This is a genomic window from Falsiroseomonas algicola, from assembly GCF_011040385.1.
Taxonomy (GTDB): Bacteria; Pseudomonadota; Alphaproteobacteria; order Acetobacterales; family Acetobacteraceae; genus Falsiroseomonas; species Falsiroseomonas algicola.
Genome location: NZ_JAAIKB010000006.1, coordinates 1 through 25,004, shown reverse-complemented (window position 1 = coordinate 25,004; position 25,004 = coordinate 1). Strand labels below are relative to the sequence as shown.

The window sequence follows — 25,004 nt, the reverse complement described above, 5'->3', positions numbered from 1 at the left end:
CGATGAACCCGGTGATGGAGAGACGCATGATCACGCTCGACGCCTGGTTGTCGGACGCCGCCGCGGTGCTCGCGGCCACCCGGGCCCGGGGGCTCGATGCCACCATGCAGGCCGCGGTGGATGCCACCGTCACGGCGCTGGCGGCCAATCGCCCGCTGCTGGTCTGCGGCAATGGCGGCTCCGCCGCCGACGCCCAGCATATCGTCGGCGAAATGGTGGGCCGCTTCCTGAAGGAGCGCCGGGCGCTGAAGGCCATCTGCCTCTCCTCCAACCCCGCCGTCCTGACCGCCTGGTCCAACGACTACAGCTATGAGACGGTCTTCTCCCGCCAGGTCGAAGCCTATGGGGAGGCCGGCGGCGTCCTGCTCGGCCTTTCCACCTCCGGCAATTCCGGCAATGTCGTGAAGGCGCTGGAAGCCGCGCGGAAGATCGGCATGGCGACGATCGGCCTGACGGGCGAGGGCGGCGGCAAGATGGCCGCGCTCTGCGACCATCTGCTGGCCGTGCCGTCGCGTTCCACCCCCGCCATCCAGCAGGTCCATCTGGCGCTCTACCACTGCTACTGCGCGGCGGTGGAGGAACGGCTGGCGGATGCCTGAGGTGCCTTCGACCGGGGTTCCGGGCCAGGCCGCCATCCTGGTCGGCGGCCGCGGCACCCGCCTCGGGTCGCTGACGGACGCCATCCCGAAGCCCATGGTGGAGGTCGCCGGCCGCCCCTTCCTCGACTGGCTGGTCGAGGAGGTGTCCCGTTTCGGCTTTCCCCGGATCACGCTGCTGGCCGGCTATCTCGGCCACACCATCGCCGAACGCTATGACGGCAAGCGGGTGCGGGAGTCGACGATCGACGTGGTGATCGAGCCCCAGCCGCTCGGCACCGCCGGCGGCCTCAAGCTCTTCGCCGACCGGCTGGAGGATCGCTTCCTCCTGCTCAATGGCGACACCCGCTTCGACGTGAACCTGCTGGACCTGCCGCTGCATGCGGGGGATGCCCTCGCTACGCTGGCGCTGCGCCGCACGGCACCGGGGGCGCGCTACGGCACGGTGGAGGTCGATGGCACGGGCCGCATCCGGGGCTTCGCCGCGCGGTCGCCGGAGCGCTCCGGCCCCATCAATGGCGGCATCTACTGCCTCGACAAGGCGATCATCGGCCATATCGGCGATGGCCCCGTCTCCATGGAATCGGATGTCTTCCCGAAATTGGCAGAGCAGGGCGCGCTGCGCGGCGCGCTCTATGACGGCGATTTCATCGACATCGGCATCCCGGAGGACCTCGCCGCCTCCCAGACCATGATCCCCGCCATGGCCCGCCGCCCCGCGGTGTTCTTCGACCGCGATGGCGTGCTGATCGAGGATACGGGTTGGCCCCACAAGCCGGCGGAGGCGCGCTGGATGCCCGGCGCCGCGGCGGCGGTGAAGCGGCTGAACGATGCCGGGTGGCTGGTCTTCGTCGTCACCAACCAGGCGGGCGTCGCCAAGGGCTACTTCCCGGAAAGCCAGGTCGGCGTCATGCATGGCTGGATGGCCGGCGAATTCGCCGCCGCCGGCGCGCATGTGGACGCCTTCGAATACTGCCCGAACCATCCCAACGCGGTGGAGGATCGCTACCGCGTGGATTGCGGGCGGCGGAAGCCCCAGCCCGGCATGATCCGGGACCTGCTGGCGGCCTGGCCGATCGATGCCAGCCGGTCCTTCCTGGTCGGCGACAAGGAGACGGATATCGAGGCCGCGAAGGCCGCGGGGCTGCCCGGGCATCTCTTCCCCGGCGGCGACCTCGACGCCTTCATCGCCCGGTTGATCGACAAGGCCCTCCCACCCCAACGGGGGGAGAGGGTTGGGTGAGGGTGGCCTTGCCCCCTCGCTTCTTCATCGCCGATCCGGGCCTGACCGGCCCCCTCGGCCACCACCTCTCCTATTCGCAATCGGTGGCGGAAGCAGCGCGGAGGGCGGGCACGCCCCCGGTGATCCTCGCGGCGCGCGGCTTCACCGGATGCATCCCCGGCATCGAATGCCATTCGGTCCTTGGCACGGCCTACCAATCCGCGGGCGGCGGTGGCGCGCTGCGGCGGGCGCTGTTCGGCACCCTGTCCCATCTGCCGGCCCCCCTGGCCGCCGCGGCCGCCGGCCTGATCCGCGCCGCGCGCCGACGCATCTCCCCCCGCGCGCCGGATGGGCTGGCGGCGGAACTGCATGCCGCGCTCGGGACCCTGCACGCCGGGCCCGGCGACTGGCTGCTGCTGCACAGCGTCTCCGGCGCCAACCTCGCCTCCCTGGCCGAGGGGCCGGACCTGCATGGCGTCACGGTGCTGGTGGTGCTGCGGCGCATGCCGGCCGAGATGGAGGCCGACGACGCCGCCCCCGATCCGCTGCCCGTGCTGCTGCGGCGCCTGGTCGCTCGCTTCGGCGCGCGGCTTCGCCTCTTCGCCGACACCGCGCAACTGGCCGAGGATTTCAGCGCGCTGTCGGGCCTGCCGGTGCGGACGGTGCCGCTGCCCATCGTGGTGCCGGACGCCGCGCCGCACGCCCCGGCCGGCCTGCCACATATCGTCTTCGCCGGCGGCGCGCGTCTGGAGAAGGGGTACCACCTGTTGCCGGATGCCCTGGCCGCCGTGGCGGGCCGAGCGCGCTTCACCGTCCAGTCCGGCCCCATCGGTCCGGAATCGGACCCGCTGGTCCAGCGGGCCCATCGCAGGCTGAAGGCGCGGCAGGGGCCTGGCCTCGTCCTGGTGGAAACCGCGCTGGACGGCGACGACTATGCCGCCCTGCTCGCCAGCGCGGATATGCTGCTGCTGCCCTATGACGGGCCCACCTATGGCGCGCGGAGCAGCGGTATCCTGGCGGAGGGCCTGGCGCTGGGGGTGCCGGCCATCATCCCCGCCGGAGGCTGGATGGAAAGCGTGGCGGGCCCTGACCGCGCGGTCACGATCCCGCAAGCCGCAGGGGCGGAGGACTTGGCAAGGGCGCTGTCCCAGGCCATCGACCACTTGCCCGGATTGTCCGCCGCGTCTCGATCCATGGCACGAACATGGCGCGACGAACACAATCCTGACGCGCTTTTCCGGGTATTCGTTGCAACCTGATAACACGGCGCTCCGGTTGCCCGGGGTGGTCACAGACTCTATACGCGCGGCATTGCCGGGTAGCTGAGGGAAATTGCTCGATGCGTGTGCTTGTCACCGGCGGGGCCGGCTATATCGGTTCGATGCTGGTTCCGGCGATGCTGGGTCGCGGCTGGCAGGTGACCGTGCTGGATACCTTCGCGGCCGGCGACACCTTCCTGGCCCATTGCTGCGCCGATCCGAACTTCAACCCGGTGCGGGGCGATGCCCGCGACATGCGGGTGCTCGAGCCGCTGATGAAGCAGGCGGATGTCGTCATCCCCCTGGCCGCCCTGGTCGGCGCGCCGCTCTGCGCCCGGGACGAGATCGGTGCCACCACCCTGAACCGGGACGCGGTGGTGAACCTGGTGAAGCTCGCGGGCCGCGACCAGCTGATCGCCTACCCCACCACCAATTCCGGCTACGGCATCGGTGAGGGCAACGCCGCCTGCACCGAGGAATCGCCGCTCCGCCCCGTCTCCCTCTATGGCCGGACGAAGGTGGAGGCGGAGGAGGCGGTGCTGGGGCATGCCAACAGCCTCTCCTTCCGCCTCGCCACCGTCTTCGGCATGGCGCCGCGCATGCGGCTCGACCTGCTGGTGAACGACTTCACCTGGCGCGCGGTGAACGACCGCGCGGTGGTGCTGTTCGAGGCGCATTTCCGCCGCAACTACATCCACATCCGGGACGTGGTGAAGGCCTTCCTGCACGGCATCGACAATGTCGGCGCCATGCGCGGGCAGGCGTACAATGTGGGTCTGTCGGAGGCCAACCTCTCGAAGGCCCAGCTCTGCGAGCGCATCGCCAAGCACGTCCCCGGCTTCGTCTGGCTGGAAGCGCCGGTCGGCGAGGATCCGGACAAGCGGGACTACATCGTCTCCAACGACAAGCTGGAAGCCACGGGCTGGATGCCGGACCACGGCCTCGACAAGGGCATCCAGGAGCTGATCAAGGGCTACCGCATGCTGCGCAACGGGCGCTTCGCGAATGTCTGAGGTCGCCTCGCGCATGGTCGTGCCCCCGCCGGGCGTGAAGCTCGACATGGCCTGCCGCTGCTGCGGCGGGCGGAATGTCGAGCTCGTCATCGACCTCGGCGACCAGCCGCATTGCAACCGCCTGGTGCGGCCTGACCTGGCCCCGGGCGTGGAGCCGCATTATCCGCTGCGCGTCGGCTTCTGCCGGGACTGCACCATGGTGCAGATCGACCATACGATTCCCAAGGAATCGATGTTCACCGACTATCCCTACGTGTCGGGCACCACCAAGACGCTGCCGGCGCATTTCCTGGAGACCAGCAGGCGCATCGCTTCCGCCTATGGCGTGAAGGCAGGCGACCTCGTCGTCGATATCGGCAGCAATGACGGCACTTGGCTGAAGCAATGGGCCTTCTCCGGCGCCCGCGTGCTGGGCGTGGAAGCCGCGGGCAACGTGGCCAAGCTGGCGCAGGAGGCCGGCGTGCCGACCTGGCACCGCTTCTTCAACGCGGCCTGCTGCGCCGACATCCTGAAGGAACACGGCCCGGCCAAGGTCATCACCGCCGCCGGCGTCTTCTTCCACCTGGAGGAGCTGCACAGCGTGGTGGAGGGCATCGCCTCCCTCCTCGCCGATGATGGCGTCTTCGTCGTGCAGGCCATCTATCTCGGCGGCATGGTGGAGAACACCGCCTTCGATCAGGTCTATCACGAGCATCTCTGCTACTACACGCTGAAGTCCCTCTCCGCCCTGCTTGCCCAGCACGGGCTGGAGGTCTTCGAGGCCAACCTCGTCGACATCCATGGCGGGAGCATCGAGGCGCATGTGACCCGCAAGGGCGTGCGCCCCGTCGGCGACAGCGTCCGCGCCATGCAGGCCGAGGAAATCCGCAAGGGCTTCGGCGAGATCGAGACCTACCGCAGCTTCGCGGGCAACGTGCTCGACCTGCGCAAGCGCCTCGTCGCGCTGCTCGAAGGCTACAAGGCGGAAGGCAAGTCGGTGTGGGCCTATGGCGCGCCGGCCAAGGGCGCCACGCTGCTCAACAGCTTCGGCATCGGGCCCGACCTGGTTCAGAAGGCGGTCGAGAAGAACGCCATGAAGGTCGGCCTCGCCATCCCCGGCGTGCGCATCCCGATCGAGGCGGAGGAGGGCGCCCGCCCCGACGCCTACCTCGTCCTCGCCTGGAACTTCATCAACGAGTTCCTCGTGAAGGAGAAGGCGTACCTGGCGGGCGGCGGCGAACTCATCGTGCCGATCCCGAAGGTGAAGACCTATGGGAAGGCCGACGCGTGAGTCTCCCGGAGGCGGTTGTCGTCTGGGGCGCCAGCGGCTTCATCGGACGCAACGTGGTGGATGCGCTGCAAGGGCGCGTCGCGACGATCATCGGCGTCAACGCCTCCGGCACGCCCGTCCCCGGCTGCACGCAGACCGTCGCGGCGCATGCGGTGGACGCGCTGCCGGCGCTGCCCGCCGGCACGGCGATCATCCACGTCGCGGCCTTCCGCTACTTTGCCTCCATCTTCGGCAAGCAGCAGGCGGAGATCCTCTCGGCCAACCTGGCGATGACGGAGGCCGTCTACCGCTTCGCCATGGCGCGCGGAATCACGGAGGTGCGCGCCGCCTCCTCCTCCGCCGTCTATCCGGCGTCCTGGGACCTGCAGGACGATGCGCTGCCCCTCGACCTCAATGCCTGGCCGCATGATGGCGAGGCCGCCTACGCCTGGTCGAAGCGCTGGGGCGAGATCACGGGCGAACTCTGGTCCCGCCGCGCCGGCATCAGCACCATCAGCTTCCGCCTGACCAACCCCTACGGCCCCCATGACACGCTGGACGAGGCCGAGGCGCATGTCGCCACCGCCTTCGTCATCCGCGCCTGCGGCGACGCCCCAGAATTCGAGGTCCGCGGCGACCCCGATGCCGAGCGCGACTTCATCTATGCCGGCGATGCCGCCGAGGCCTTTGTCGAGTCGCTGACGCTGCGTGGCACCACCGCGGCGGTGAACCTCGCGCACGGCCAGACGAGGACGGTGCGCCACCTTGCCATCGCAACGATGCAGGCCGCCGGAAAGCAACGGCCGATCAAGCTCACCTCGCCGCCCGCCGCGGGCAATCGCGGCGTGAAGGTGCGCCGCGCCACCGCGGCCCGCCTGCGGGAGTTGCTGCCGGGCCTCGCCCCCTTCCGCAGCCTGGAAGACGGCATGGCCGAAACGCTGGCCTGGTATCGCGATGCCCTACGCCGCTAGCCCCACCATCATCCTCGGCGCCGATGGCTTCCTCGGCCGGAACCTGGTGGATCGCTGGCGCGCCGAAGGCTGGCCCTGCCACCCCGTCGGCCGCGCCGCCGGCGACTTCACCGACCCGGCCGTGGTGGACCGCGTCTTCCGCGAAGCGCCCAAGGCCGGGCGCATCTTCCACGTCATCACCAAGCAGCGCACCGGCAACATCCAGTGGGGCATCCAGGGGGAGCTGCTGCGCGACAATGCCAGCATCCACCTGAACATCCTGGAAGCCTGGCGCCACCACCAGCCGCAGGCGAAGCTCGTCTCGCTCGGCTCCTCCTGCACCTACGCCGAAGCGGATCATCCGACGCCGGAGGAGGAATTCGGCATCGGCCGCCCGCATCCCTCCGTCCAGGGCTACGCGCTGGCGAAGCAGCTGCTGGCCACGGGCTGCGAGACCTATGGCAAGCAGTACGGCCTGCACTGGCTGCATTGCGTCCTCGCCACCGTCTACGGGCCCCACGCCCACACCGAAGACACCCGTGCCCACTTCATGGCCGCGATGATCGACCGCGCCGTGCGCACGAAGCGGTCGGGCGCCATGGAATTCGAGGTCTGGGGCAACCCGCGCACGGTGCGGGACCTGCTGCATGCCCATGACCAGATCGATGCCGTCCTCCTCGCCGACAAGCACTTCGAGGACCGCATCATCAACGTGACGCCCAACGCCCCCGTCGAGATCGGGGACTGCGCCACGGCCATCCTGCGCGCCCTGAAATGGGACGCGCGCATCGTCAGCCCGCCCGGATCCTTCCAGGGCGCGGGCTACAAGAGCCTCGATTCCTCCCGCTTCCTGGCCGCCACCGGCTGGACGCCGAGGCTCAGCGTCGAAGCCGGCGTCGCGCAGGTGCTCGCCGCCGATTACGGGGAAGCCATCGCGCCATGATGATCGTCTCCCGCACGCCGCTGCGCGTGTCCTTCTTCGGCGGCGGCACCGACTATCCGGAATATTTCGCCCGCGCGCGCGGCGCCGTGCTTGGCATGGGCATCGACCAGTATGTCTATGTCGCCGCGCTCCGCCTCGCCACCATCCTCGACTACCGCTACCGCGTCTCCTACTCCCGCATGGAGCAGGTGGCGGAACTTGACCAGATCCAGCATCCGGTGGTGCGGGAAGCGATCCGCCTCTACGGCTATGACCGCCCGCTCGACATCTCCATCATGGCGGACCTGCCGGCGCGCAGCGGCCTCGGCTCCTCCTCCTCCTTCGCCGTCGGCTTCATCAACCTGATCTTCGCCCTGCAGGGCCGCGGCGCCACCAAGATGGACCTGGCGCGCGAGGCCGTGCGGATCGAGCGTGACGTGCTGCAGGAGAATGTGGGGGTGCAGGACCAGCACCACGCGGCCTTCGGCGGCCTCAACCGCTTCGACTTCGAAGGCGGCCGCACGCGCATCAGCCCGATCCAGATGACGGCGCCCTGCCAGGATGCGCTGAACACCTCCCTCTTCCTCGTCTATACCGGCATGACGCGCTTCGCCTCCGCCACGCTTGGCGAGCAGATGGAGAAGACGAAGTCCGGCGCCGCCGACAAGGATCTCAGCCACCTGCTGGCGCTGGTCGACCAGGCGCAGACGGTGCTGGAATCCGACGATCCCGAGGCGATGCTGCGCGATTTCGGCGCCATGCTGCATGAGGGGTGGGAGACGAAGAAGCGCCTCTCCTCCAAGGTCTCCAACCCGCATATCGACAGCCTCTATGCGCAGGCGCGTTCCGCCGGCGCGCTGGGCGGCAAGCTCTGCGGCGCCGGCGCCGGCGGCTTCCTGCTGATGCTGGTGCCGCCGGAACGACAGGCCGCCTTCCGGGAGGGCATGGAAGGCCACTCCATCATCCCCATCGCGCTCGACACCGTCGGCGCGACCATCCTGAAGGGCTGAGCATGGCCATGCCGGCAACGATGCCTGATTCCGCCGGCCGGCATGTGCTGCTGCTGGAATTCGATCTCTACCATCGCGTCGGCGGCGGCCAGTCCACCTACAAGCGCATCATCGCCGGCCGCCCGCAGGACACCTTCTACTACTTCGCGCGACGCGAACCCGCCGATGCGGCGCGCCCGCCGAATGCGGTCGCGATCCCCTATGCCCGCGCCTGGCAGGCGCCGCCGGAGATGCAGGAGCGCGGCGGCCACCTGCTCACGCAGTATGTCGAATGCCGCAACCTCGCGGCTTCCGTCGCCGCCCATGCCGCGCGGCAGCATTTCGATGTGGCCGACGGCCCTGACTACAGCCAGCACACGCTGTTCATCCGCCAGGCCCTGGCGGCAGAGGGCATCACCGTGGGCACGGTCGCCGTCGCGCTGCATGGCACCCTCTCCTCCGCCTTCGCCGCCGGCTGGCCCGGCGCGCCGGATGCCGATGGCACCGTCACGAGGATGCGGGAGCGGGAGGAACTGCAGTTCCGCGCCGCCGATGCGCGCTACGCCATCAGCGAACTCTATGCCGCGGAATGGCAGGAAACGGCCGACCTGCCGGTGAACATCCTCGACCCGCTCTGCATCGTCGATGACTTCACGCCGGTGGCGGCGCCGGCCGGCGGCGCGCCGGACCTCGTCTTCGTCGGGCGGCGGGAGAAGTGGAAGGGCCCCGACCTCTTCCTCGACTTCGCCTGGTGCATGGACCCGGCGTCCCGCAACAGGCTTCGCGTCATCGGCCCGGATGGACCGAACCGCCAGGGCATCGGCTCCACGGAAACGCTGGCCGGCATCGCCCGCCGTCGGGCGCTGACGCCCGAGATCGTGGATGGCCTGCCCACCGCCGAACTCCGCGCCCTGTTCCGCGGCCGGAGCCTGCTGCTGCTGCCCTCCCGCCACGACACCTTCAACCTGACGGCGCTGGAAGCGCTCGGCCAGGGCTGCGTCGTCATGGCCTCCGACCGCTCGGGCTACGCGCATTGGCTGCGCCGGAACCTGCCGGACCTCGCCTGGTCCGTCGTCTCCCTCGATTGCAGCCGCGTCACCGCCGGGCAGGTGGAGGCGGTGCTGCGGGACTATGACCGCCATCGCGGCCTGGTGCTGGCCGCGCTCGCCCGCGCCAGGCCGCGCGCGGATCGCGGCACGCTCGACCGCATCTGGACGCCGGCAGGGATGCAGGATGCCGAGGCGCGGCAGACGGTCGTGGACCTGGCCGCGCGCTTCGCCATGCTGGCGGATCTGCGCGAACCCTCCCTGCCGCGCCGCGCCGTGCTGCGCACGCTGGAGACGGGGCTTTCCACCGCGACGACGGCCGCCGCCCATGTGCCCGCCCCCCTGCGCCGGCCGGCCGTGAAACTCGCGCGCAACGCCGCCGCGCTCTGGCGCATGCGCCATCGCGCGAGCATGGGCGAACTCACCAAGGAACGCATCAAGACGCGGATGCGTGACCTCACCGGCGTCTCGCCGCGCACCCTGCAGCAGGTCGTCGGCGCCTCCTCCCTCCCGCGGTTCCGCCGCACCATGTTCACCATGCCGGAGACGACGCCGGAGGACATCAAGGCGAAGATCGCGGAACTGTCACGGGAGATTCCCTGGCGCCTCGTGGACCGCGTCCGCCTGTTCCGCGAACTCGCCAGCCTGGAGCGGCGCCAGGGCAACGACCTGATCGCCGCCACCTACATGCTGCGCATCATCCGCTGGCTGGGGGAGGACCGGACGGGCGACCTGCCCTTCGTCACCGCCACCCTCGCTGCCAACGGCTTCCGGCACGAAGCCGCCACGGCGCATGCCATGTTCGGCCTGCCGCCGGCGGAACGCGATGCCGCCTGCCGCGCGCTGATGCAGGACGCCTTTGAGCGCAACCGCGCCAAGGCGCGCCAGCCCCTCGCCATCCTGGACGATCCGCGCAAGCCCGATACCGTGGCGCGCGTCGCCGTCATCGTCTCGCTCTACAATGCGTCGGACAAGCTGCCGACGCTGCTCGACAACCTCGCGCAGCAATCGCTGGCCAAGGCGGGCGGGCTCGAGATCATCCTGGTGGACAGCAACTCTCCGAAGGATGAGGGCGCGGCGCTGCGCCGCTGGCAGGCCTCCCGCCGCTCCGCCATCCCGATCGTCTATGCCCGTTCCGCGGGGCGGGAGACGATCCAGGCCGCCTGGAACCGCGGCATTCACCTGGCGCGCGCCCCCTACCTGTCCTTCCTCGGCGCCGATGAGGGCGTGCACCCGGAGGCGCTGACGAAGCTCGCCGCCGCGCTGGACCGCGACCCCGGCGTGGACTGGGCCATGGCCGACAGCGTCGTCACCTCGGTCGATGAACAGGGCGTCTTCGATGCCGACGTCATGCCCTATGACCGCACGGGCTACAGCCAGGACCTTGTGTATCTCGAGACCTGCTACCTCAGCTGGGTCGGCGGCCTCTATCGCCGCTCCATCCATGAACGCTTCGGCTATTACGACGAGACCTACCGCGCCGCCGGCGACACGGAATTCAAGAACCGCGTCATGCCGCATATCCGGTCCGTCCATGTCCCGGAGATGCTGGGCGTCTTCAACAACTACCCGGAGGAGCGCACGACGCAGCATCCGCGGGCGGAGATCGAGGATCTGCGCGCCTGGTATCTGTGGCGCACCCCGGCGGGCATGGACTACGCCTTCGGCCATCGTCCGGCGGAGGAAGCAGTGGCGCTGCTGCGCGCCTGCTTCTCCTACCGCAAATCCTATTGCGGCCATCTCAGCACGGATTTCGACCTGGCCGAGGCGCTGGCGACCCACCTCGTGAAGCGCGGCTATGCCCCCGCCTTTGCCCAGGGCGCGCTGGCTGCGGCGCGGGAAGCGCTGGCAGATATCCGGTCCGTCGAATTGCTGCCGGATGAGATACTGGGCCGCGCCGGCATGACGCTGCACAGCAGCCGCGCCGTCCACCGCCTGCGCCGCCAACTGCCTGCGCGCCACCAGGTGACGCTGACGCTGAAGGACCCGCCCTGGTACGAGGTCTTCAACGACAACCGATATGAGCAGCATTGGTGGAGTTGGAGCGGCTGAGGGGCCGCAGCCCCTCCCTGCTGCGCCTGGCGGCGTCGGGGCGCGTCAGGCGCCCATCGACGCCAGGATCTCCTCCGCCGGCCCGTCGGCGACGATCACGCCGCCCTCCATCCGGATGGCGCGGTTGCACCAGCGGCGCACCACGTTGAAGTCATGCGTCGCGATGACCAGGATGTCCGCGCCGCCCACCAGCCGCGCCAGCCTTTCCTCGGCCTTCGCCATGAAGGCGGCGTCCCCGGCCAGGAACCACTCATCCATCAGCAGCACCTGCGGCTGCATGGCGGTGGCCAGCGCGAAGGCCAGGCGCACGCCCATGCCCGCGGAATAGGTGCGGATCGGCACGTCGAAGAAATCGCCGAGGCCGGAGAAGGCCGCCACCTCCTCCACCAGTTCCACGCATTCCGCATCCGACAGGCCGCGATAGAGGCCGCGCAGCGTCACGTTCTCCCGCCCCGTCGAATCGGGGTCCATCCCGGCCGCGACATCGATCAGCGCGCCGATCTGGCCTTCCACCGCGATGCGCCCCTGCACGGGCTCATAGACGCCGGCGAGCGTGCGCAGCAGCGTCGTCTTGCCCGCGCCATTCGGGCCGACCAGCGCCACGCGCTCCCCGGTCGTGATGCGGAAATCCAGGTTGCGCAGCGCCGTCACCACGACCCGGTTGGAATCGTCGGTGTGCAGCCGCGCACCGCGCAGCAGCCGCTTCTTCAGCGACCGCGCGCCGAGGTGGTAGAAGGGGAAGTCGAGGCAGAGCCCCGAAGCCTCGATCAGCGCCATCGCCCGTCAGACCCAGAAGGCCACGCGCCCGCGGAAGCGGACGAAGAAGGCGCCGGCGATGGCCACCAGCAGCACTGTGTAGGTCACGGCCGCGATCCAGGCGAGCATCGGCCCGCCCCCTTCCACCAGCGGCCCGCGCACCGTCTCCAGCACCGCGTAGAAGGGGTTGAGGGGCATCAGCACCTCCCAATGCCCGAGCAGCCGCGGCTTCCACAGGATGGGCGTCAGGAAGAAGGCCAGCTGCATCACGCTGGCCACGATCGGCCCGATGTCGCGGAAGCGCGCGCAGATCATGCCGAGCAGTAGCGCCGCGGCGAAGGCATTGATCGCGATCAGGATGAAGCCCGGGATGGCCAGCAGCGCCTCCGGCCCCGGCAAGTGGCCGCAGGCCAGGAAGACCACGGCGATCAGCGGCAGGTTGTGCGCCGCCACCAGGCCGTTGCGCATCACGCAGCGCAGCGCGTGCACGGTGTAGGGCAGGGGCATCTGCCGGATGATGCCCTCCGACGCCGTCAGGCTGTTGGTCGCCTCGTTCACCATCTGCGCGATGGCGTTCCAGATCACCAGGCTGACCGCGAGGTGCGGCAGGTATTCGCCGAGCGACATGCGGAACAGCGCGGCGTAGAGCACGCCGAGGCCGAGCAGCATGGCGGCGGTGGACAGCGTCAGCCAGAAGGGGCCGAGCACGGAGCCGCGGTAGCGGTTGCGAAGGTCGAGCCAAGCCAGCGCACGGGCCAGCCGCCAGCGGCTGAAGCCGGTGGTCAGGTCGGCGATGGCGCGGCGCAGATGCTGCGGGTCCGACGCATCGACGATATAGGCCGGCGTCGCCGCCGCGGTTCGGTCGAGCATGGCCGCCTCATAGCCCGCCCATCCGGGGCGGGCCAGAGGAAGCCCCGCCGCGCCCCTACTTGCTGAGCGAGGCCGGCTGGCCCATGGGCTGCGTCGTCATCGGCGGCACGGGGCCGCCGGCGGCGCGGGACAGGCGCACGCGGTCGCCGCGGGTGATCACCACGCGGTCGCCGGCCTGCAGCCCTTCCTCATTGGTCTGCACCACGGCGATGTCGCCGCCGCGGTCCTGGCGGACGATGAACTCGATGGCATTGCCCTGGGTCACGCCGCGCTCGATCGCCGTGCCCGCCAGGCCGCCCAGGATGGCGCCGCCGACACCCGCGATGGCGTTGGACCGCCAGTCGCCGCCGATGAAGCTGCCGGCCAGGCCGCCCGCCACGGCGCCACCCACGGTGCCGACGCCGGACTGGCTGCCGGCCACTGTCACCGGCCGGGTGCCGACGATGGTGCCGTAGTTCACATAGGCGGCACCGCCCAGCGCGCCGGCGGAATAGGTCGTGCCCGTATTGGCGGGCGCGCAGGCCGGCACGGCGGCGAGCAGCGCAAGCGCCGAAAGCGCGGGGATGAGGCGGGTGTTCAGGCGCATGGTGGGGCCCTTCGTGGTGGTGCGTCGCCAGGCGACGGATCGACAGACAGGTAGCGCATCCCGGGCCGGAATGCCCGCCCCGGATGATTGCGTGCTGTTTCAACTGTTACCGTGGCGGCAACAGGGCGGAACTTGCCTTGATCTCGTCCTTGCCTCCGCCCACCGGGCTGCGGTAGGCCTTGCCCTCGCCGAATTTTTTGGCGTTCCTTCACGAACCCCATGCCAGATGGCCCGCAAGGCCGCCCGGTGCGGGATGGCTTGAACGAACGGGACGGATATCGGGGGTTGGCCTGGGCCAGGTCGCATCGCGGGGGCGGTGCGCCATGGCCGGGGGGGCGGGCCTCGGGGACTCCGGTTCCGTCAACGGACGGAGAGCAAGGCATGGTCGGGTTCAGCGCTGCGGGCCTCGTTCGCCCGTTGGCCGCGTGCCTGCTGGTGGGGGCGCTCGCCGCCTGCGGGCAATCCCCGCAACGGGCCGTGACGCACGCGCCCTCCGCCTCCGGCGAATGGGCCCGTCCCACCAGCTACGACCCGCCGGGTCCGTCCCATGATCCCTGGGGGCCCTACATCTCCGCCGCCTCCCGCCGCTTCGACGTGCCGGAGCGGTGGATCCGCGAGGTGATGCGCCAGGAATCCGCCGGCCGCGTCGGCGCCACCTCCCGTGTCGGCGCCATGGGCCTGATGCAGGTCATGCCCGGCACCTACCGCGAATTGCAGGCGCGCTACGGCCTGGGCCCGGACCCCTACCACCCCTGGGACAACCTGATGGCCGGTACCGCCTATGTGCGGGAGATGTATGAGCTCTACGGCGCGCCCGCCTTCCTGGCCGCCTACAATGCCGGCCCGCGGCGGCTGGAGGACTATCTCTGGGGCGGCCGCGGCCTGCCGAACGAGACGCGCAACTACGTCGCCCGCATCGGGCCGCGCATCGCCGGCGTCAGCCCGAACCGCCGCGCGGCGCCGGAAGTCTATGCCGCCGCCGAGATCCCGCTCGACATCCCCGCCGGTCCGCGCCGCGGCGATGCCGCCACCATGCTGGCGCTGCGCGAACAGCGCCGCGCGGTGGATCCGGGCGTCCAGCTGGCCCAGCTGCCCGCCGGCCCGGTGGTGCGGATGGAACCGATCCCGGATGGCAGCACCAGCTACGCCTCCGCGCTCAGCCCGCCGCCGCCGCCCGCGCCCCGCGTCCAGGTCGCCTCGGCCGGCAGCGTCGTCGCGATGGCACCCATCGCCAGCCCCGGCGACTTCCAGTCCCGCATGGAGCCCATCGAGAGCCCCGGCGACCGCGTGACGCGGATGGAGCCCGTGGCGAGCCCCGGCGACCCCGGCATGGCCCCGATCCGCGCCGAGTCGCTGGCGCCGCCGCCGGCCCCGACGCGCGCGCCCCTCGCGCTGGCCGCCGCGCCGGTGCCGGCAACCCGCGGTTTCTCCCTGATCCCGCAGGCGCATGCCGGCACCCTGCCGGCCGTCCCGCGCCAGGCCGCACCGGCCCCGGCGGGCGGCGGTGCCTGGGGCATCCAGGTCGGGGCCTTCGCGTCCGAGAACCTGGCCCGCGCCGCCGCCGGCCAGGCGCGTGACCAGGTCGGCGCCAGCGGCACCCGCGCCATGGTGGAACCCTCCGGCCAGGGGCGCGGCGTGCTCTACCGCGCCCGCGTCACCGGCCTGTCCAATCGCGGCGCCGCCGAACAGGCCTGCGAGCGGCTGCGCGCTCGCGGCGCCTGCATGATCGTCGCACCCGGGGTCTGACCCCGGGCCTGTCTCATCGCGCATGACGCGGCACCATCACCCGCGCGGGCGGGATGCGTCACGCGATGCACGTCCAGGTTGTGAATTCCTGCCTCGGGTCACGATCCCGAGGTCGAAAAAATATGACGACTCGACCATTGGATGGTGGAACGATTCGTCGGGATGTTGATAATGCCCACATGGCGATGGAAGCTCCGACACGGCAGGCCCCCCAGGCTCTGCTAGGCCTCCGTCCCCCGGCCGACCTGGCCGAGGGTCCGGTGGCGCGCGCGCCGGTCACCCCGGCATCCCGATCCCAGGCTGCGCCGAAGGTGGCCGAGAAGGCGCCCGAGCGCCCGGCCTATCCGGTCATCTCCTCCGGTTGGGACAGCGAGGATGAGGAAAGCCGCGGCAAGACCAGCGACCTCATGACCGCCGTCAAGGCGCTCGCCGTCCTCAGCCTCTTCATCGTCGCGATCGCGCTGCTGATCCGCTGACGCGATCCCGGGCCGCCGGCCCGGGTCTTGTCGCATCCGCCCCGCTCGCCCACCCTGCGGCCGATTGGCTCAGGGGAGGCACAACTGTCCTTCAAGGATCTCGACCGGCTGCTGCGGCCGAAGGCCGTCGCCGTCATCGGCGCCTCCGACGATCCGGTGCGCATCGGCGGCCGGCCCATCGCCTATATGAAGACGCGCGGCTTCGCCGGGCCACTGATGCCGGTGAACCCGAACCGGCCGACGGTGCAGGGCCTGCCGGCCTTCCCCTCCATCGCCGCCCTGCCCACGACGCCCGATGCCGCCATCGTCGCCATCCCCGGGGAGGGCGCGATCCAGGCGGTGGAGGACCTCGGCGCCCGCGGCTGCGGCGCCGCCATCGTCTTCACCGCGGGCTTCGCGGAAGTGGGGGAGGCGGGCGCCGCGATGCAAGCGCGACTCGTCGCCGCCGCGCGCCGCCACGGCATGCGCCTGATGGGCCCCAACTGCCTCGGCCTGTTCAACGCGGCACTCGGCTACTACCCGATCTTCTCCGCGAGCTTCGAGGCCGGCTGGCCGCTGCCCGGTGCGGTCGGCATCGCGAGCCAGTCCGGCGCCTATGGCAGCCACCTCTTCGCCGCGGCGCGGGACCGCGGCATCGGCACCCCCGTCCTGGTGACGACGGGCAACGAGGCCGACACCAACCTGGCCGACATCATCGGCTGGATGGCCGAGAGCGAGGAGGTGGCGGTCATCGCCGCCTATGCCGAGGGCATCAAGGACGGCCCGCGTTTCATCGCCGCGCTGGAAGCCGCCCGCGCCGCCCGCAAGCCCGTGGTGATGATGAAGGTTGGCCGATCCGCACTCGGCCAGGCCGCCGCGCAATCCCACACCGCCTCCATCGCCGGCGACGACCGGGTGATGGATGCGATCCTGTCCGAGTATGGCGTCCATCGCGCGCGGACGACCGAGGAACTGCTGGATGTCTGCTACGTCGCGCAGAAGCGGATCTACCCCGCGGGCAATACGCTCGGCGTGGTGACCATCTCCGGCGGCGCCGGCGTGCTGATGTCGGATGCCGCGGAGGCCGCCGGCCTGCCCATGCCGCCCATGCCGCAGCACGCGCAGGATGCGCTGCGCAAACTCGTGCCCTTCGCCTCGCCGCTCAATCCCGTGGACTGCACCGCGCAGGCCTTCAACGACATGAGCGTGATCGGCAGCTTCGCCGAAAGCATGGTCACCGATGGCGGCTACCAGAGCGTCATCGCCTTCTTCACCGCCTGGGGCGGCACGCCGTCGATGGCGCCGCGCCTGCGGGCGGAGCTGAAGAAGGTGCTGGACCGGCACCCGGATCGCCTGTTTGTCCTCTCCATCCTCGCCAACACCGATCGCGTGCGGGAATGGGAGGCGGATGGCTTCCTCTGCATCGAGGACCCGTCCCGCGCCGTCGTCGCGCTCGCCGCCATGGGCCGCTTCGGCGATTCCTTCTCGAATCCGCCGCCGGCGCCTGACACCGTCGCGCCCGTCACGCTGCCCGCCACCGCGCCCAACGAGGCCGAGGCCAAGCGCATCCTGGCCGAGGCCGGCGTGCCCATGGTCCCCGAAGCCGCCTGCGCGACGCTCGAGGAAACGCTGGCCGCCGGGCGCCGCATCGGCTTCCCGCTGGTCGCGAAAATCCTGTCGCCCGACATCCTGCACAAGAGCGAGATCGGCGGCGTCATCCTGAACATCGCCGACGAGGCCGGTTTGCGGGAGGCGCATGCGACGCTGCTCGCCCGCGCCGCCGAACGCGCGCCGGGCGCGCGCATCGATGGCGTGCTGGTGGCGAAGCAGGTGACGGGCGGCGTGGAGATGGCGCTCGGCGTGGTGCGCGACCCCGTCTTCGGCCCCGTCGCCATGGTCGGCCTCGGCGGCGTCTTCATCGAGGTCTTCAAGGATGTCGCCTTCGCCCGCTGCCCGGTCGATCCGGCGCGGGCGGAAGCGATGATCCGCTCGCTGAAAGGCTTTCCGCTGCTGGACGGCGCACGCGGCCGGCCCAAGGCGGATGTCGCGGCGCTGACGCAGGCCCTGGTGGCGCTGTCCCGCTTCGCCGCCGGCGCCGGGCCGCGGCTTCTCAGCGCCGAGGTGAACCCGCTGCTCGTCACCCAAGACGGCGCCTTCGCCGCCGATGCCGTCATCGAGATCGAGGCCTGACCATGCCCATCGTCACCGAGAAGCTGCTGAACTTCCCGATCCCCGAGATCCGCCAGACGCTGCGCTGGCAGGACACGGCGCTCTACGCCCTGTCGCTCGGCGTCGGGCAGGACCCGATGGATGAGGATGACCTCCGCTTCGTGACGGAGGGGGCTTCGATGCAGGCGCTGCCGACCATCCCCGTCGTGCTCGGCTATCCCGGCTTCTGGCTGGCCGATCCGGCGACGGGCGTGGACGCCGTGCGCCTGGTGGCCGGGGAGCAATCCGTCGAGCTCCACGCGCCGCTCCCCGTGGAGGGCGAGATCATCGGCCGGTCCCGCGTCACCGGCCTCGTTGATCGCGGCGCCGGCAAGGGCGCGCTGCTCTACGTGGCGCGGGAGGTGATCGAGGCTGCCACCGGCCAGAGGCTGGCGACGGTGGAGCAGACCATCTTCCTGCGCGGCGATGGCGGCTTCGGCGGCCCGACCGGCCCTGTGCGAAAGCCCGCGCCGGAACCGGAAGGCGCGCCCGCCTTCATGCTCGACCTGCCGACCCGGCCGGAGATGGCGCTGCTCTATCGCCTGAACGGCGACCACAACCCGCTGCACAGCAGCCCCTCGCTCGCCGCCAAGGCCGGCTTCCCGCGCCCCATCCTGCACGGGCTCGGCACCTTCGGCGTCGTCGGCCGCGCCCTGCTGCGCCTGGTCTGCGGCAACGACCCCGCGCGCTTCGGGAAGATGGAATGCCGCTTCTCCGCCCCCGTCTTCCCGGGCGAGACCATCTCGACGGAAATCTGGCCCGATGCCAACGGTGCCGCCTTCCGCGCCAAGGTGGTCGAGCGCGACGTGGTGGTCATCTCCAACGGCCGCCTGGCGCTGCGGTGATCGTCTGGACGGCCAGGGCCCAAGCGGCTACCGAGACCCGACCCCCCAGAGGCTATGGGGCGGGCATCGGGTGGCGGAGGCAGCGGCAGCGCGCATGATCAACAAGATCGTCCAGTCCATCGCGGAGGCGCTCTCCGGCATCAAGGATGGCTCCACCGTCCTGATGGGCGGCTTCGGCGCCGCCGGCCAGCCCGACGATTTGATCGAGGGCCTGATCGAGCAGGGTGCGAAGGACCTCACCGTCGTCGCCAACAACGCCGGTGCCGGCCGCGTCGGCCTGGCGAAGCTGATGGAGATGGGGCGCGTCCGGAAGATCATCTGCTCCTTCCCCCGCTCCGCCGGATCGACGGTGTTCGAGGAGCTGTACCGCGCCGGCAAGCTGGAGCTCGAGATCGTGCCGCAGGGCACGCTGGCGGAGCGCATGCGCGCCGCCGGCGCCGGCATCCCCGCCTTCTACACGCCGACCGGCGCGGGCACGAAGCTCGCCCAGGGCAAGGAGACGCGGGAGTTCAACGGCCGCCCGCACATCATGGAGCTCTCGCTGCCCGGCGATGTCGCGCTGGTGGAGGCCTGGGAGGCCGATCGCTGGGGCAACCTGACCTATCGCCAGAGCGGCCGGAACTTCAACCCGGTCATGGCCATGGCCGCCAAGCTCACGGTGGCGCAGGCGCACCACATCCGCGAACTCGGCGACATCGCGCCGGACAACGTCCATACCCCCGGCATCTTCGTGAGCCGCGTCGTGCACGTCGTCCGCGGCGCGCCTTGGAACTGAAGGGAGGAACGGCAATGTCGAGCTTCACCCGCCAGCAGATGGCCGCCCGCGTCGCGCAGGACATTCCCGAGGGCTGGTTCGTCAACCTCGGCATCGGCATCCCGACCATGATCGCGGACTACGTGCCGATGGAGCGCGAGGTCATCCTGCATTCGGAAAACGGTATCCTCGGCATGGGCCCCGCGCCCGCGCCGGAGCAGGCGACACCCTGGCTCATCAACGCCGGCAAGCAGCCCGTCACGCTCCGCCCCGGCGGCAGCTTCTTCCACCACGCCGACAGCTTCGGGATGATCCGCGGCGGGCACATCGACCTCTGCGTCCTCGGCGCCTTCGAGGTCGCGGAGAATGGCGACATCGCGAACTGGGCAACCAGCGAGAATGACAGCGCGCCAGCCGTCGGCGGCGCCATGGACCTGGCCGCCGGTGCCAAGCGGCTCTGGGTCGTGATGGACCACACGACGAAGGATGGCCGCCCGAAGCTGGTCGAGACCTGCGGCTATCCGCTGACCGCGCATTGCGCCGTGCAGCGCATCTACACCAACCTCGCCGTCATCGACGTGGTGCGCGGCCGCGGCTTCGTGGTGCGGGAGATCGTGCCGGGGCTGTCGCTGACCGAGTTGCAGGCCAAGACCGGCGCAACGCTGCATACCGACGCATGAGCACGACGCAGGTTTGCCGGGTCACGGAGCAGCGCGACGGCGCGGTCCTGACGCTGACGCTCGACTATCCCTCTCGCCGCAATGCGCTGAATGTCGCGCTGCGGGAGCAGATGTTCGGCATCCTCGAAGCCGCGCAGGGTGACGACGGTCTCCGCGCCATCGTCCTGACGGGCGAGGGCGGCAATTTCTGCTCCGGTGGCGACATCTCCGGCATGGATGTGCGGGATGCCGAGCAGGGGCGGGAACGCATGCGCCGCACGCACCGCATGATCCGCCTGATGATCGGCGGCCGCATCCCGCTGGTGGCGGCGGTGGAGGGCTGGTGCGTCGGCGCCGGCCTTTCCATGGCCTGCGCCTGCGACACCATCGTGGCAGCGGAGGATGCGCGCTTCGCCGCCGGCTTCGGCCGCGTCGGCCTGATGGCCGATCTCGGCCTGCCCTGGACGCTCCCCAACCGCATCGGCCCTGTGCGCGCCAAGCAGATGCTGCTCTACCCCGACCAGATCGATGGCGCGGAGGCCGCGCGCATCGGCCTGGTGGACCGGATCGTCCCCAAGGGCGGTGCGCTGGAGAAGGCGCGGGAGCTGGCGCGTTTCCTGGCCGACCAGGCCCCGCTGCCCATCGCGCTGACCAAGCGCATGCTGGCGGAGGGCCTGGACGCGGCGCTGGAGCGCGAGCGCGACTGGCAGACCATGTGCTTCCTCAGCGCCGACCACATCGAAGGCCGGACGGCCTTCATGGAGAAGCGCGCGCCGGTCTTCGGCCGGAAGAAGACAACGCAGGGGAGTTGACCGACTAGACTGGATCAATGCATATTCGAATCAGTAATGAACCGGATATGTCATGTCGTTGCCGCGTCTCAGGCTACTGGCTACGCTTCCGCTCCTTGCCCTTGCCGCCTGCCAGCAGCCTGACTGGGCCAACCGGGCGGCGCTGGAAATCGGCGCGCCCCGCCCGGATGCGGCTGCGATCCGGCAGCGGCAGACCGCCCGCTTCGACGGCGTTCCTGAAACCAGGCTGCTGGTCGAAGCGACGCAGGTTCTCCAGGACCTCGGATTCACGATCGAGGAGAGTGCCGCTCGTCACGGCGTGCTGGCAGGGGCGAAGGATCGCGACGCCGTGGAGACGCCGCAGGTGGTTGGCCAGGTCGCGCTGACCATTGCGTTCGCCCTGCTCGGTGCCCGCTACGATCCGATCTGGGACACGGACCAGATCATCCGCGCGACGCTGACGACGCAGCCCGCAGGCCAGCGCGATTCGATACTGCGCGTGTCCTTCGAGCGCATCGTCACCAACAACAAGGGCGGCACGCGCGTGGAACAGCTCACCGAGGCGGAATTCTCAACCGGCTTCTTCGACCGGGTCCGCACCGGCCTCGCCAGGCAGGCCTGAGCCATGACTCGCTTCCTGCCTGCCATCGCGATTGCCATCACCCTGGCGGCCTGCGCGCCGCCGCAGACCCAGTTCATCGCAAGCCAGCGCAGCGCGGTGGAACTTCGTGCCATGCAGGCACGCGTCATCCCCGCGGATGCTGATACCGCCATGCGGGCGGTGATCGCGACGCTGCACGACCTCGGCTACAGGATCACACGCGTGGAGCCAGAGGCGCGCACCGTCTCCGCCACGCGCCAGACCGCCTTGCGTATGGCCGTTGTCGTGCAACCGCGTGACCAGGGCAGCAGCACCGTGCGGGCCAACGCCTCCATCGTGGCCGCCTTCCAGGAATCGCAGGTGGACAGTCCAGAATTTTATCGGCGCAACTTCTTCGAGCCGCTGGAAGCCACCTTCGGCCGAGCGCTCGCTGCTCTTCCTGCCACCGATGCGTCGCCCGATGCGCCGCGCCCGGTGGCCGAACTGAACACGCTGCGTGAACGCGAAGCCGCTGGCCGCGCCTCCGCGCCCGTGACCGCTACGCAAGCGCCCCCCGCCGCAGGAGCACCCGCCCGATGATGCCTCGCATCCGGCTTCCGGCCATGCTGCTCCTCGCGCTGATCGCAGGCGCCTGCACGCCCGCGAGCGAGCATGCCCGGGAAGTCTCGTCCCGTGACTCGCGCGACCGCTTGACACTCGGGACCGTGCAGCGCGAGATCCGCGAAGGCATGAGCGGCGCCGAAGTCGCGGCCGTCCTCGGCGCGCCCAACATGGTGACGAGCGACGAACGCCGGCGCGAGACCTGGGTCTATGACCGGATCGCGACCGAGCAAGTCTATTCGAACTCGGCCGGCGGCGTGAATGCCCTGTTTCTCGCCGGCGTTTCGGGCCGTTCCGGCGCCAGCCAGACCACACAGCGCTCGCTGACCGTCATCATCCGATTCTCGGAAGCGGGCACGGTGCGCGACTTCAACTACCGCTCCTCCTCCTTCTGATGAACCGTCGCCGCCGGATGCTGTGCATGCTGGCAGGATCTCCGTTGTTGCTGGCTGGTTGCATTGCGCCCACCGCCGACCAGCAGGCGAGCGCCTTCACGCCCACCAGCACGGCCGTTGCCGCCAGGGCTCGGCAGTCGCGCCGCTTCGACACGACCGACCAAGCCATGATGATGCAGGCGGCCCTCGGGGCGCTGCAGGATCTCGGCTTCACCATCGAGGAAAGTCAGGCCGACGCTGGCGTCATCGTCGGATCGAAGGTGGCCGGGGGCCGCATACGGGCGCAGGTTTCCGTGCGCCGCGTGCCGGCTCAGCCCTTCTCAGTCGTGCGCGCCACTTTTCAGCGCATCGTGCCCCGGCCCGGTGCGATGCTTGCACTGGGCGAGACGCTGGACGATCCCCTGCTCTATCAAGGATTCTTCGACCGCATCGCTCAATCTGCCTTCCTGACCGCGCACGAGATCTGAGACCATGCCCCGCCTGTCGCGGTTTTCCCTGTTGCTGCTCCTGTCCATCCTCGGCGCATGCCAGACCGACAGCCGCCAGCACGTCCTGGCAACGACGAACAGCCAGGTGGCCCAGCGCGCGATCTCCACACGGGCCTTCGACACCGAGGATCGGGCCACCGTCTTTCGTGGCGTCCTCTCGGCCCTGCAGGATCTCGGCTTCGTCGTCGATCGAGCCGACCCGACCCTTGGGACGGTGTCGGCCACACGCTTCGGCAACGGCGTCGTGCGATTCACGGTCACGGTCCGGCCTGGCCGCGGCCCCCGCACCATCGTCCGCGCTTCCGGCCAGTTGAATCAGCACGAATTGTCCGATCCGGCGCCATTCCAGCGCTTTTATGAGGCGTTGTCGCAGGCTCTTTTCCTGCAGGCCAACCAAATCGACTAACGGCGGTTTCCCGGGCATCGGGTCTGGCCGGCGGCATCAGGCCAGCCATAATGGGCGAAGTCCGCGGAGATCTGCCCATGACCACCTTCTGGCGCCTTCCCGCCACCGAGATCGCCACCCTGGTCCGCACGCGCCAGGCCAGCGCGACGGAGGTCGCGAAGGATGCCCTCGCGCGGCTCGATGCGGTGAACCCCGCCCTCAACGCCGTGGTGGACCATCGCCCCGCCGATGTGCTCGCCCAGGCCGCGGCGATCGATGCCGTCATCGCCCGCGGCGAGAATCCGGGCCCCATGGCCGGCGTGCCCGTCACTATCAAGGTGAATGTGGACCAGGAAGGCTACGCCACCACCAACGGTCTTCGTATCCAGAAGGACCTGGTCGCGAAGCAGGACAATCCGGTCGTTGCGAATTTCCGCAAGGCCGGCGCCGTGCTGCTGGGGCGCACCAACACGCCGGCCTTCAGCCTGCGCTGGTTCTGCCGCAACTCGCTCCACGGCCACACGAAGAATCCGCGCGATCCGTCCATCACGCCGGGCGGCTCCTCTGGCGGTGCGGCCTCCGCCACGGCGGCGGGCATCGGCGCGGTCGGCCACGGCACCGACATCGGCGGCTCCATCCGCTACCCCGCCTATGCCTGCGGCATCCATGGCCTGCGGCCCACACTGGGGCGGATCCCCGTCTGGAACGCCAGCGGCGCGGAGCGTGCGATCGGTGGCCAGATCATGGCCGTCTCCGGCCCCCTCGCGCGCACCATCGGCGACCTCCGCCTCTCCTTCGCCGCGATGAGCCAGCGGGACATCCGCGATCCCTGGTGGGTCGATGCCCCCGCCGAGGGTCCGCCCGCGCCGAAGCGCGCCGCGCTCTGCGTGCGGCCGGAGGGCATGCCGACGACGCCGGAGGTCGAGGCCGCGCTGCGCGACGCCGCCCGCCGGCTGGAGGCCGCCGGCTGGACGGTGGAGGAGGTGGACGTGCCCCCGCTGCGGGAGCCCGCCGCCATCCAGGCCATGCTCTGGCTGGCCGAGAGCCGCCGCGGCCTCAACGCCGCGCTGCACCAGGAGAACGACGCCGACGCAACCTTCATCTTCACCGCGATGGAGGAGCTCTGCCCGACGCCGGACCTCAACGCCTTCCAGGATGGCCTGCAGAAGCGCGCGCATTTCGTCCGCGTCTGGATGCAGTTCTTCGAGAAATACCCTGTCGCCATCACGCCGGTTTCCGCGGAGCTGCCCTTCCGCGACCAGTCGGATGTGGAATCGACGGAGAGCTTCCGCCGCATCATGGAGGCGCAGCTGACGCAGGTCGGCCTGCCGCTGATGGGCCTGCCCGGCCTGGTGGTGACCACGGGCCTGGTAGGCCGCGTGCCCGTCGGCGTGCAGCTGCTCGCCGGCCGCTACCGGGAAGACCTGCTCTTCACCGCCGCCGAGGCGATCGAGGCCGCGGGCACCCCCGCCAGCCCCATCGACCCCCAGGCCTAGACGCTTTTCCGACCGCGCTGAATCGGACGTGATGATGCGACGCGGAGCCGGTGTGGTTTGAACTGCGGGCC

25 protein-coding genes are annotated in these 25,004 nt (G+C 70.3%); 22 read left to right on the top strand and 3 right to left on the bottom strand.

The features are described 5' to 3' along the window. Nucleotides 1-26: 26 nt before the first annotated feature. The 9 genes from G3576_RS15705 to G3576_RS15665 all read left to right on the top strand — a co-directional run bounded on the left by G3576_RS15705 (nucleotide 27) and on the right by G3576_RS15665 (nucleotide 11,298). Nucleotides 27-599 (top strand): D-sedoheptulose-7-phosphate isomerase, encoded by a 573-nt coding sequence (locus tag G3576_RS15705; protein ID WP_164695376.1) that lies wholly within the window; start codon nucleotides 27-29, stop codon nucleotides 597-599. After that, on the top strand, nucleotides 592-1,839 hold the full coding sequence (locus G3576_RS15700; protein ID WP_164695375.1) for an HAD-IIIA family hydrolase: 1,248 nt from the start codon (nucleotides 592-594) through the stop codon (nucleotides 1,837-1,839). Before G3576_RS15705 ends, G3576_RS15700 begins: the two co-directional genes overlap by 8 nt. Before the next feature lie 8 nt (nucleotides 1,840-1,847). After that, nucleotides 1,848-3,077, top strand: coding sequence for a glycosyltransferase (locus G3576_RS15695; RefSeq protein ID WP_164695374.1), 1,230 nt, complete (start codon nucleotides 1,848-1,850; stop codon nucleotides 3,075-3,077). An 80-nt stretch (nucleotides 3,078-3,157) separates the two neighbouring features. Next, on the top strand, nucleotides 3,158-4,090 hold the full coding sequence (locus G3576_RS15690) for an NAD-dependent epimerase/dehydratase family protein (RefSeq protein WP_164695373.1): 933 nt from the start codon (nucleotides 3,158-3,160) through the stop codon (nucleotides 4,088-4,090). Then, entirely contained in the window at nucleotides 4,083-5,360 is a 1,278-nt protein-coding gene (locus G3576_RS15685; RefSeq protein WP_207622851.1) for a class I SAM-dependent methyltransferase, read from the top strand. Before G3576_RS15690 ends, G3576_RS15685 begins: the two co-directional genes overlap by 8 nt. After that, on the top strand, nucleotides 5,357-6,310 hold the full coding sequence (locus G3576_RS15680) for an NAD-dependent epimerase/dehydratase family protein (RefSeq protein WP_164695372.1): 954 nt from the start codon (nucleotides 5,357-5,359) through the stop codon (nucleotides 6,308-6,310). The genes G3576_RS15685 and G3576_RS15680 overlap by 4 nt, the downstream gene beginning before the upstream one ends. Further along, entirely contained in the window at nucleotides 6,294-7,232 is a 939-nt protein-coding gene (locus G3576_RS15675; RefSeq protein ID WP_164695371.1) for an NAD-dependent epimerase/dehydratase family protein, read from the top strand. The genes G3576_RS15680 and G3576_RS15675 overlap by 17 nt, the downstream gene beginning before the upstream one ends. Next, nucleotides 7,229-8,221, top strand: a complete 993-nt coding sequence (locus tag G3576_RS15670; protein ID WP_164695370.1) for a GHMP family kinase ATP-binding protein — start codon at nucleotides 7,229-7,231, stop codon at nucleotides 8,219-8,221. The genes G3576_RS15675 and G3576_RS15670 overlap by 4 nt, the downstream gene beginning before the upstream one ends. An 8-nt stretch (nucleotides 8,222-8,229) precedes the next feature. Continuing rightward, nucleotides 8,230-11,298: a glycosyltransferase gene (locus G3576_RS15665; RefSeq protein ID WP_164695369.1), complete on the top strand. Its 3,069-nt coding sequence runs from the start codon at nucleotides 8,230-8,232 to the stop codon at nucleotides 11,296-11,298. A gap of 45 nt (nucleotides 11,299-11,343) precedes the next feature. On the opposite strand, the gene G3576_RS15660 is transcribed toward G3576_RS15665, so the two are convergent. From G3576_RS15660 to G3576_RS15650, 3 genes are read right to left on the bottom strand one after another with little or no spacing between them, the layout of a single operon-like run. After that, nucleotides 11,344-12,075: an ABC transporter ATP-binding protein gene (locus G3576_RS15660; protein WP_164695368.1), complete on the bottom strand. Its 732-nt coding sequence runs from the start codon at nucleotides 12,073-12,075 to the stop codon at nucleotides 11,344-11,346. A 6-nt stretch (nucleotides 12,076-12,081) separates the two neighbouring features. Continuing rightward, complete coding sequence (locus G3576_RS15655; RefSeq protein ID WP_164695367.1) at nucleotides 12,082-12,924, bottom strand: ABC transporter permease; 843 nt, start codon at nucleotides 12,922-12,924, stop codon at nucleotides 12,082-12,084. 55 nt (nucleotides 12,925-12,979) lie between these two features. Further along, complete coding sequence (locus G3576_RS15650) at nucleotides 12,980-13,510, bottom strand: outer membrane lipoprotein (protein WP_235952073.1); 531 nt, start codon at nucleotides 13,508-13,510, stop codon at nucleotides 12,980-12,982. 477 nt (nucleotides 13,511-13,987) lie between these two features. Here G3576_RS15650 and G3576_RS15645 point away from each other — a divergent pair, with 477 nt between their 5' ends. The 13 genes from G3576_RS15645 (at nucleotide 13,988) to G3576_RS15585 (ending at nucleotide 24,933) form a co-directional block, all read left to right on the top strand. After that, nucleotides 13,988-15,256: a lytic transglycosylase domain-containing protein gene (locus G3576_RS15645; protein ID WP_328729197.1), complete on the top strand. Its 1,269-nt coding sequence runs from the start codon at nucleotides 13,988-13,990 to the stop codon at nucleotides 15,254-15,256. Between the two features lie 311 nt (nucleotides 15,257-15,567). Then, on the top strand, nucleotides 15,568-15,732 hold the full coding sequence (locus G3576_RS15640; protein ID WP_164695365.1) for a hypothetical protein: 165 nt from the start codon (nucleotides 15,568-15,570) through the stop codon (nucleotides 15,730-15,732). 27 nt (nucleotides 15,733-15,759) lie between these two features. After that, entirely contained in the window at nucleotides 15,760-17,901 is a 2,142-nt protein-coding gene (locus G3576_RS15635; RefSeq protein WP_235952070.1) for an acetate--CoA ligase family protein, read from the top strand. A gap of 2 nt (nucleotides 17,902-17,903) precedes the next feature. Then, nucleotides 17,904-18,764 carry a MaoC/PaaZ C-terminal domain-containing protein gene (locus tag G3576_RS15630; RefSeq protein WP_164695364.1) on the top strand — a complete coding sequence of 287 codons (861 nt, stop codon included), beginning with the start codon at nucleotides 17,904-17,906 and terminating at the stop codon, nucleotides 18,762-18,764. Nucleotides 18,765-18,858: 94 nt separating this feature from the next. Further along, nucleotides 18,859-19,539 (top strand): 3-oxoacid CoA-transferase subunit A, encoded by a 681-nt coding sequence (locus G3576_RS15625; RefSeq protein ID WP_164695363.1) that lies wholly within the window; start codon nucleotides 18,859-18,861, stop codon nucleotides 19,537-19,539. A gap of 14 nt (nucleotides 19,540-19,553) precedes the next feature. Then, a complete protein-coding gene (locus tag G3576_RS15620) occupies nucleotides 19,554-20,198 on the top strand; it encodes a 3-oxoacid CoA-transferase subunit B (RefSeq protein WP_164695362.1) in 645 nt (214 codons plus the stop codon). After that, nucleotides 20,195-20,989 (top strand): enoyl-CoA hydratase/isomerase family protein, encoded by a 795-nt coding sequence (locus G3576_RS15615; protein WP_164695361.1) that lies wholly within the window; start codon nucleotides 20,195-20,197, stop codon nucleotides 20,987-20,989. The genes G3576_RS15620 and G3576_RS15615 overlap by 4 nt, the downstream gene beginning before the upstream one ends. A 52-nt stretch (nucleotides 20,990-21,041) precedes the next feature. Beyond that, on the top strand, nucleotides 21,042-21,590 hold the full coding sequence (locus G3576_RS15610; protein ID WP_164695360.1) for a hypothetical protein: 549 nt from the start codon (nucleotides 21,042-21,044) through the stop codon (nucleotides 21,588-21,590). 3 nt (nucleotides 21,591-21,593) lie between these two features. Beyond that, complete coding sequence (locus G3576_RS15605) at nucleotides 21,594-22,148, top strand: hypothetical protein (RefSeq protein WP_164695359.1); 555 nt, start codon at nucleotides 21,594-21,596, stop codon at nucleotides 22,146-22,148. After that, a complete protein-coding gene (locus G3576_RS15600; protein WP_164695358.1) occupies nucleotides 22,145-22,564 on the top strand; it encodes a hypothetical protein in 420 nt (139 codons plus the stop codon). The genes G3576_RS15605 and G3576_RS15600 overlap by 4 nt, the downstream gene beginning before the upstream one ends. A gap of 26 nt (nucleotides 22,565-22,590) precedes the next feature. Next, nucleotides 22,591-23,031 (top strand): hypothetical protein, encoded by a 441-nt coding sequence (locus G3576_RS15595; protein WP_164695357.1) that lies wholly within the window; start codon nucleotides 22,591-22,593, stop codon nucleotides 23,029-23,031. Between the two features lie 4 nt (nucleotides 23,032-23,035). Further along, nucleotides 23,036-23,458, top strand: coding sequence for a hypothetical protein (locus tag G3576_RS15590; protein ID WP_164695356.1), 423 nt, complete (start codon nucleotides 23,036-23,038; stop codon nucleotides 23,456-23,458). Nucleotides 23,459-23,535: 77 nt separating this feature from the next. Next, entirely contained in the window at nucleotides 23,536-24,933 is a 1,398-nt protein-coding gene (locus G3576_RS15585) for an amidase family protein (RefSeq protein ID WP_164695355.1), read from the top strand. The last annotated feature ends 71 nt before the right edge of the window (nucleotides 24,934-25,004 follow it).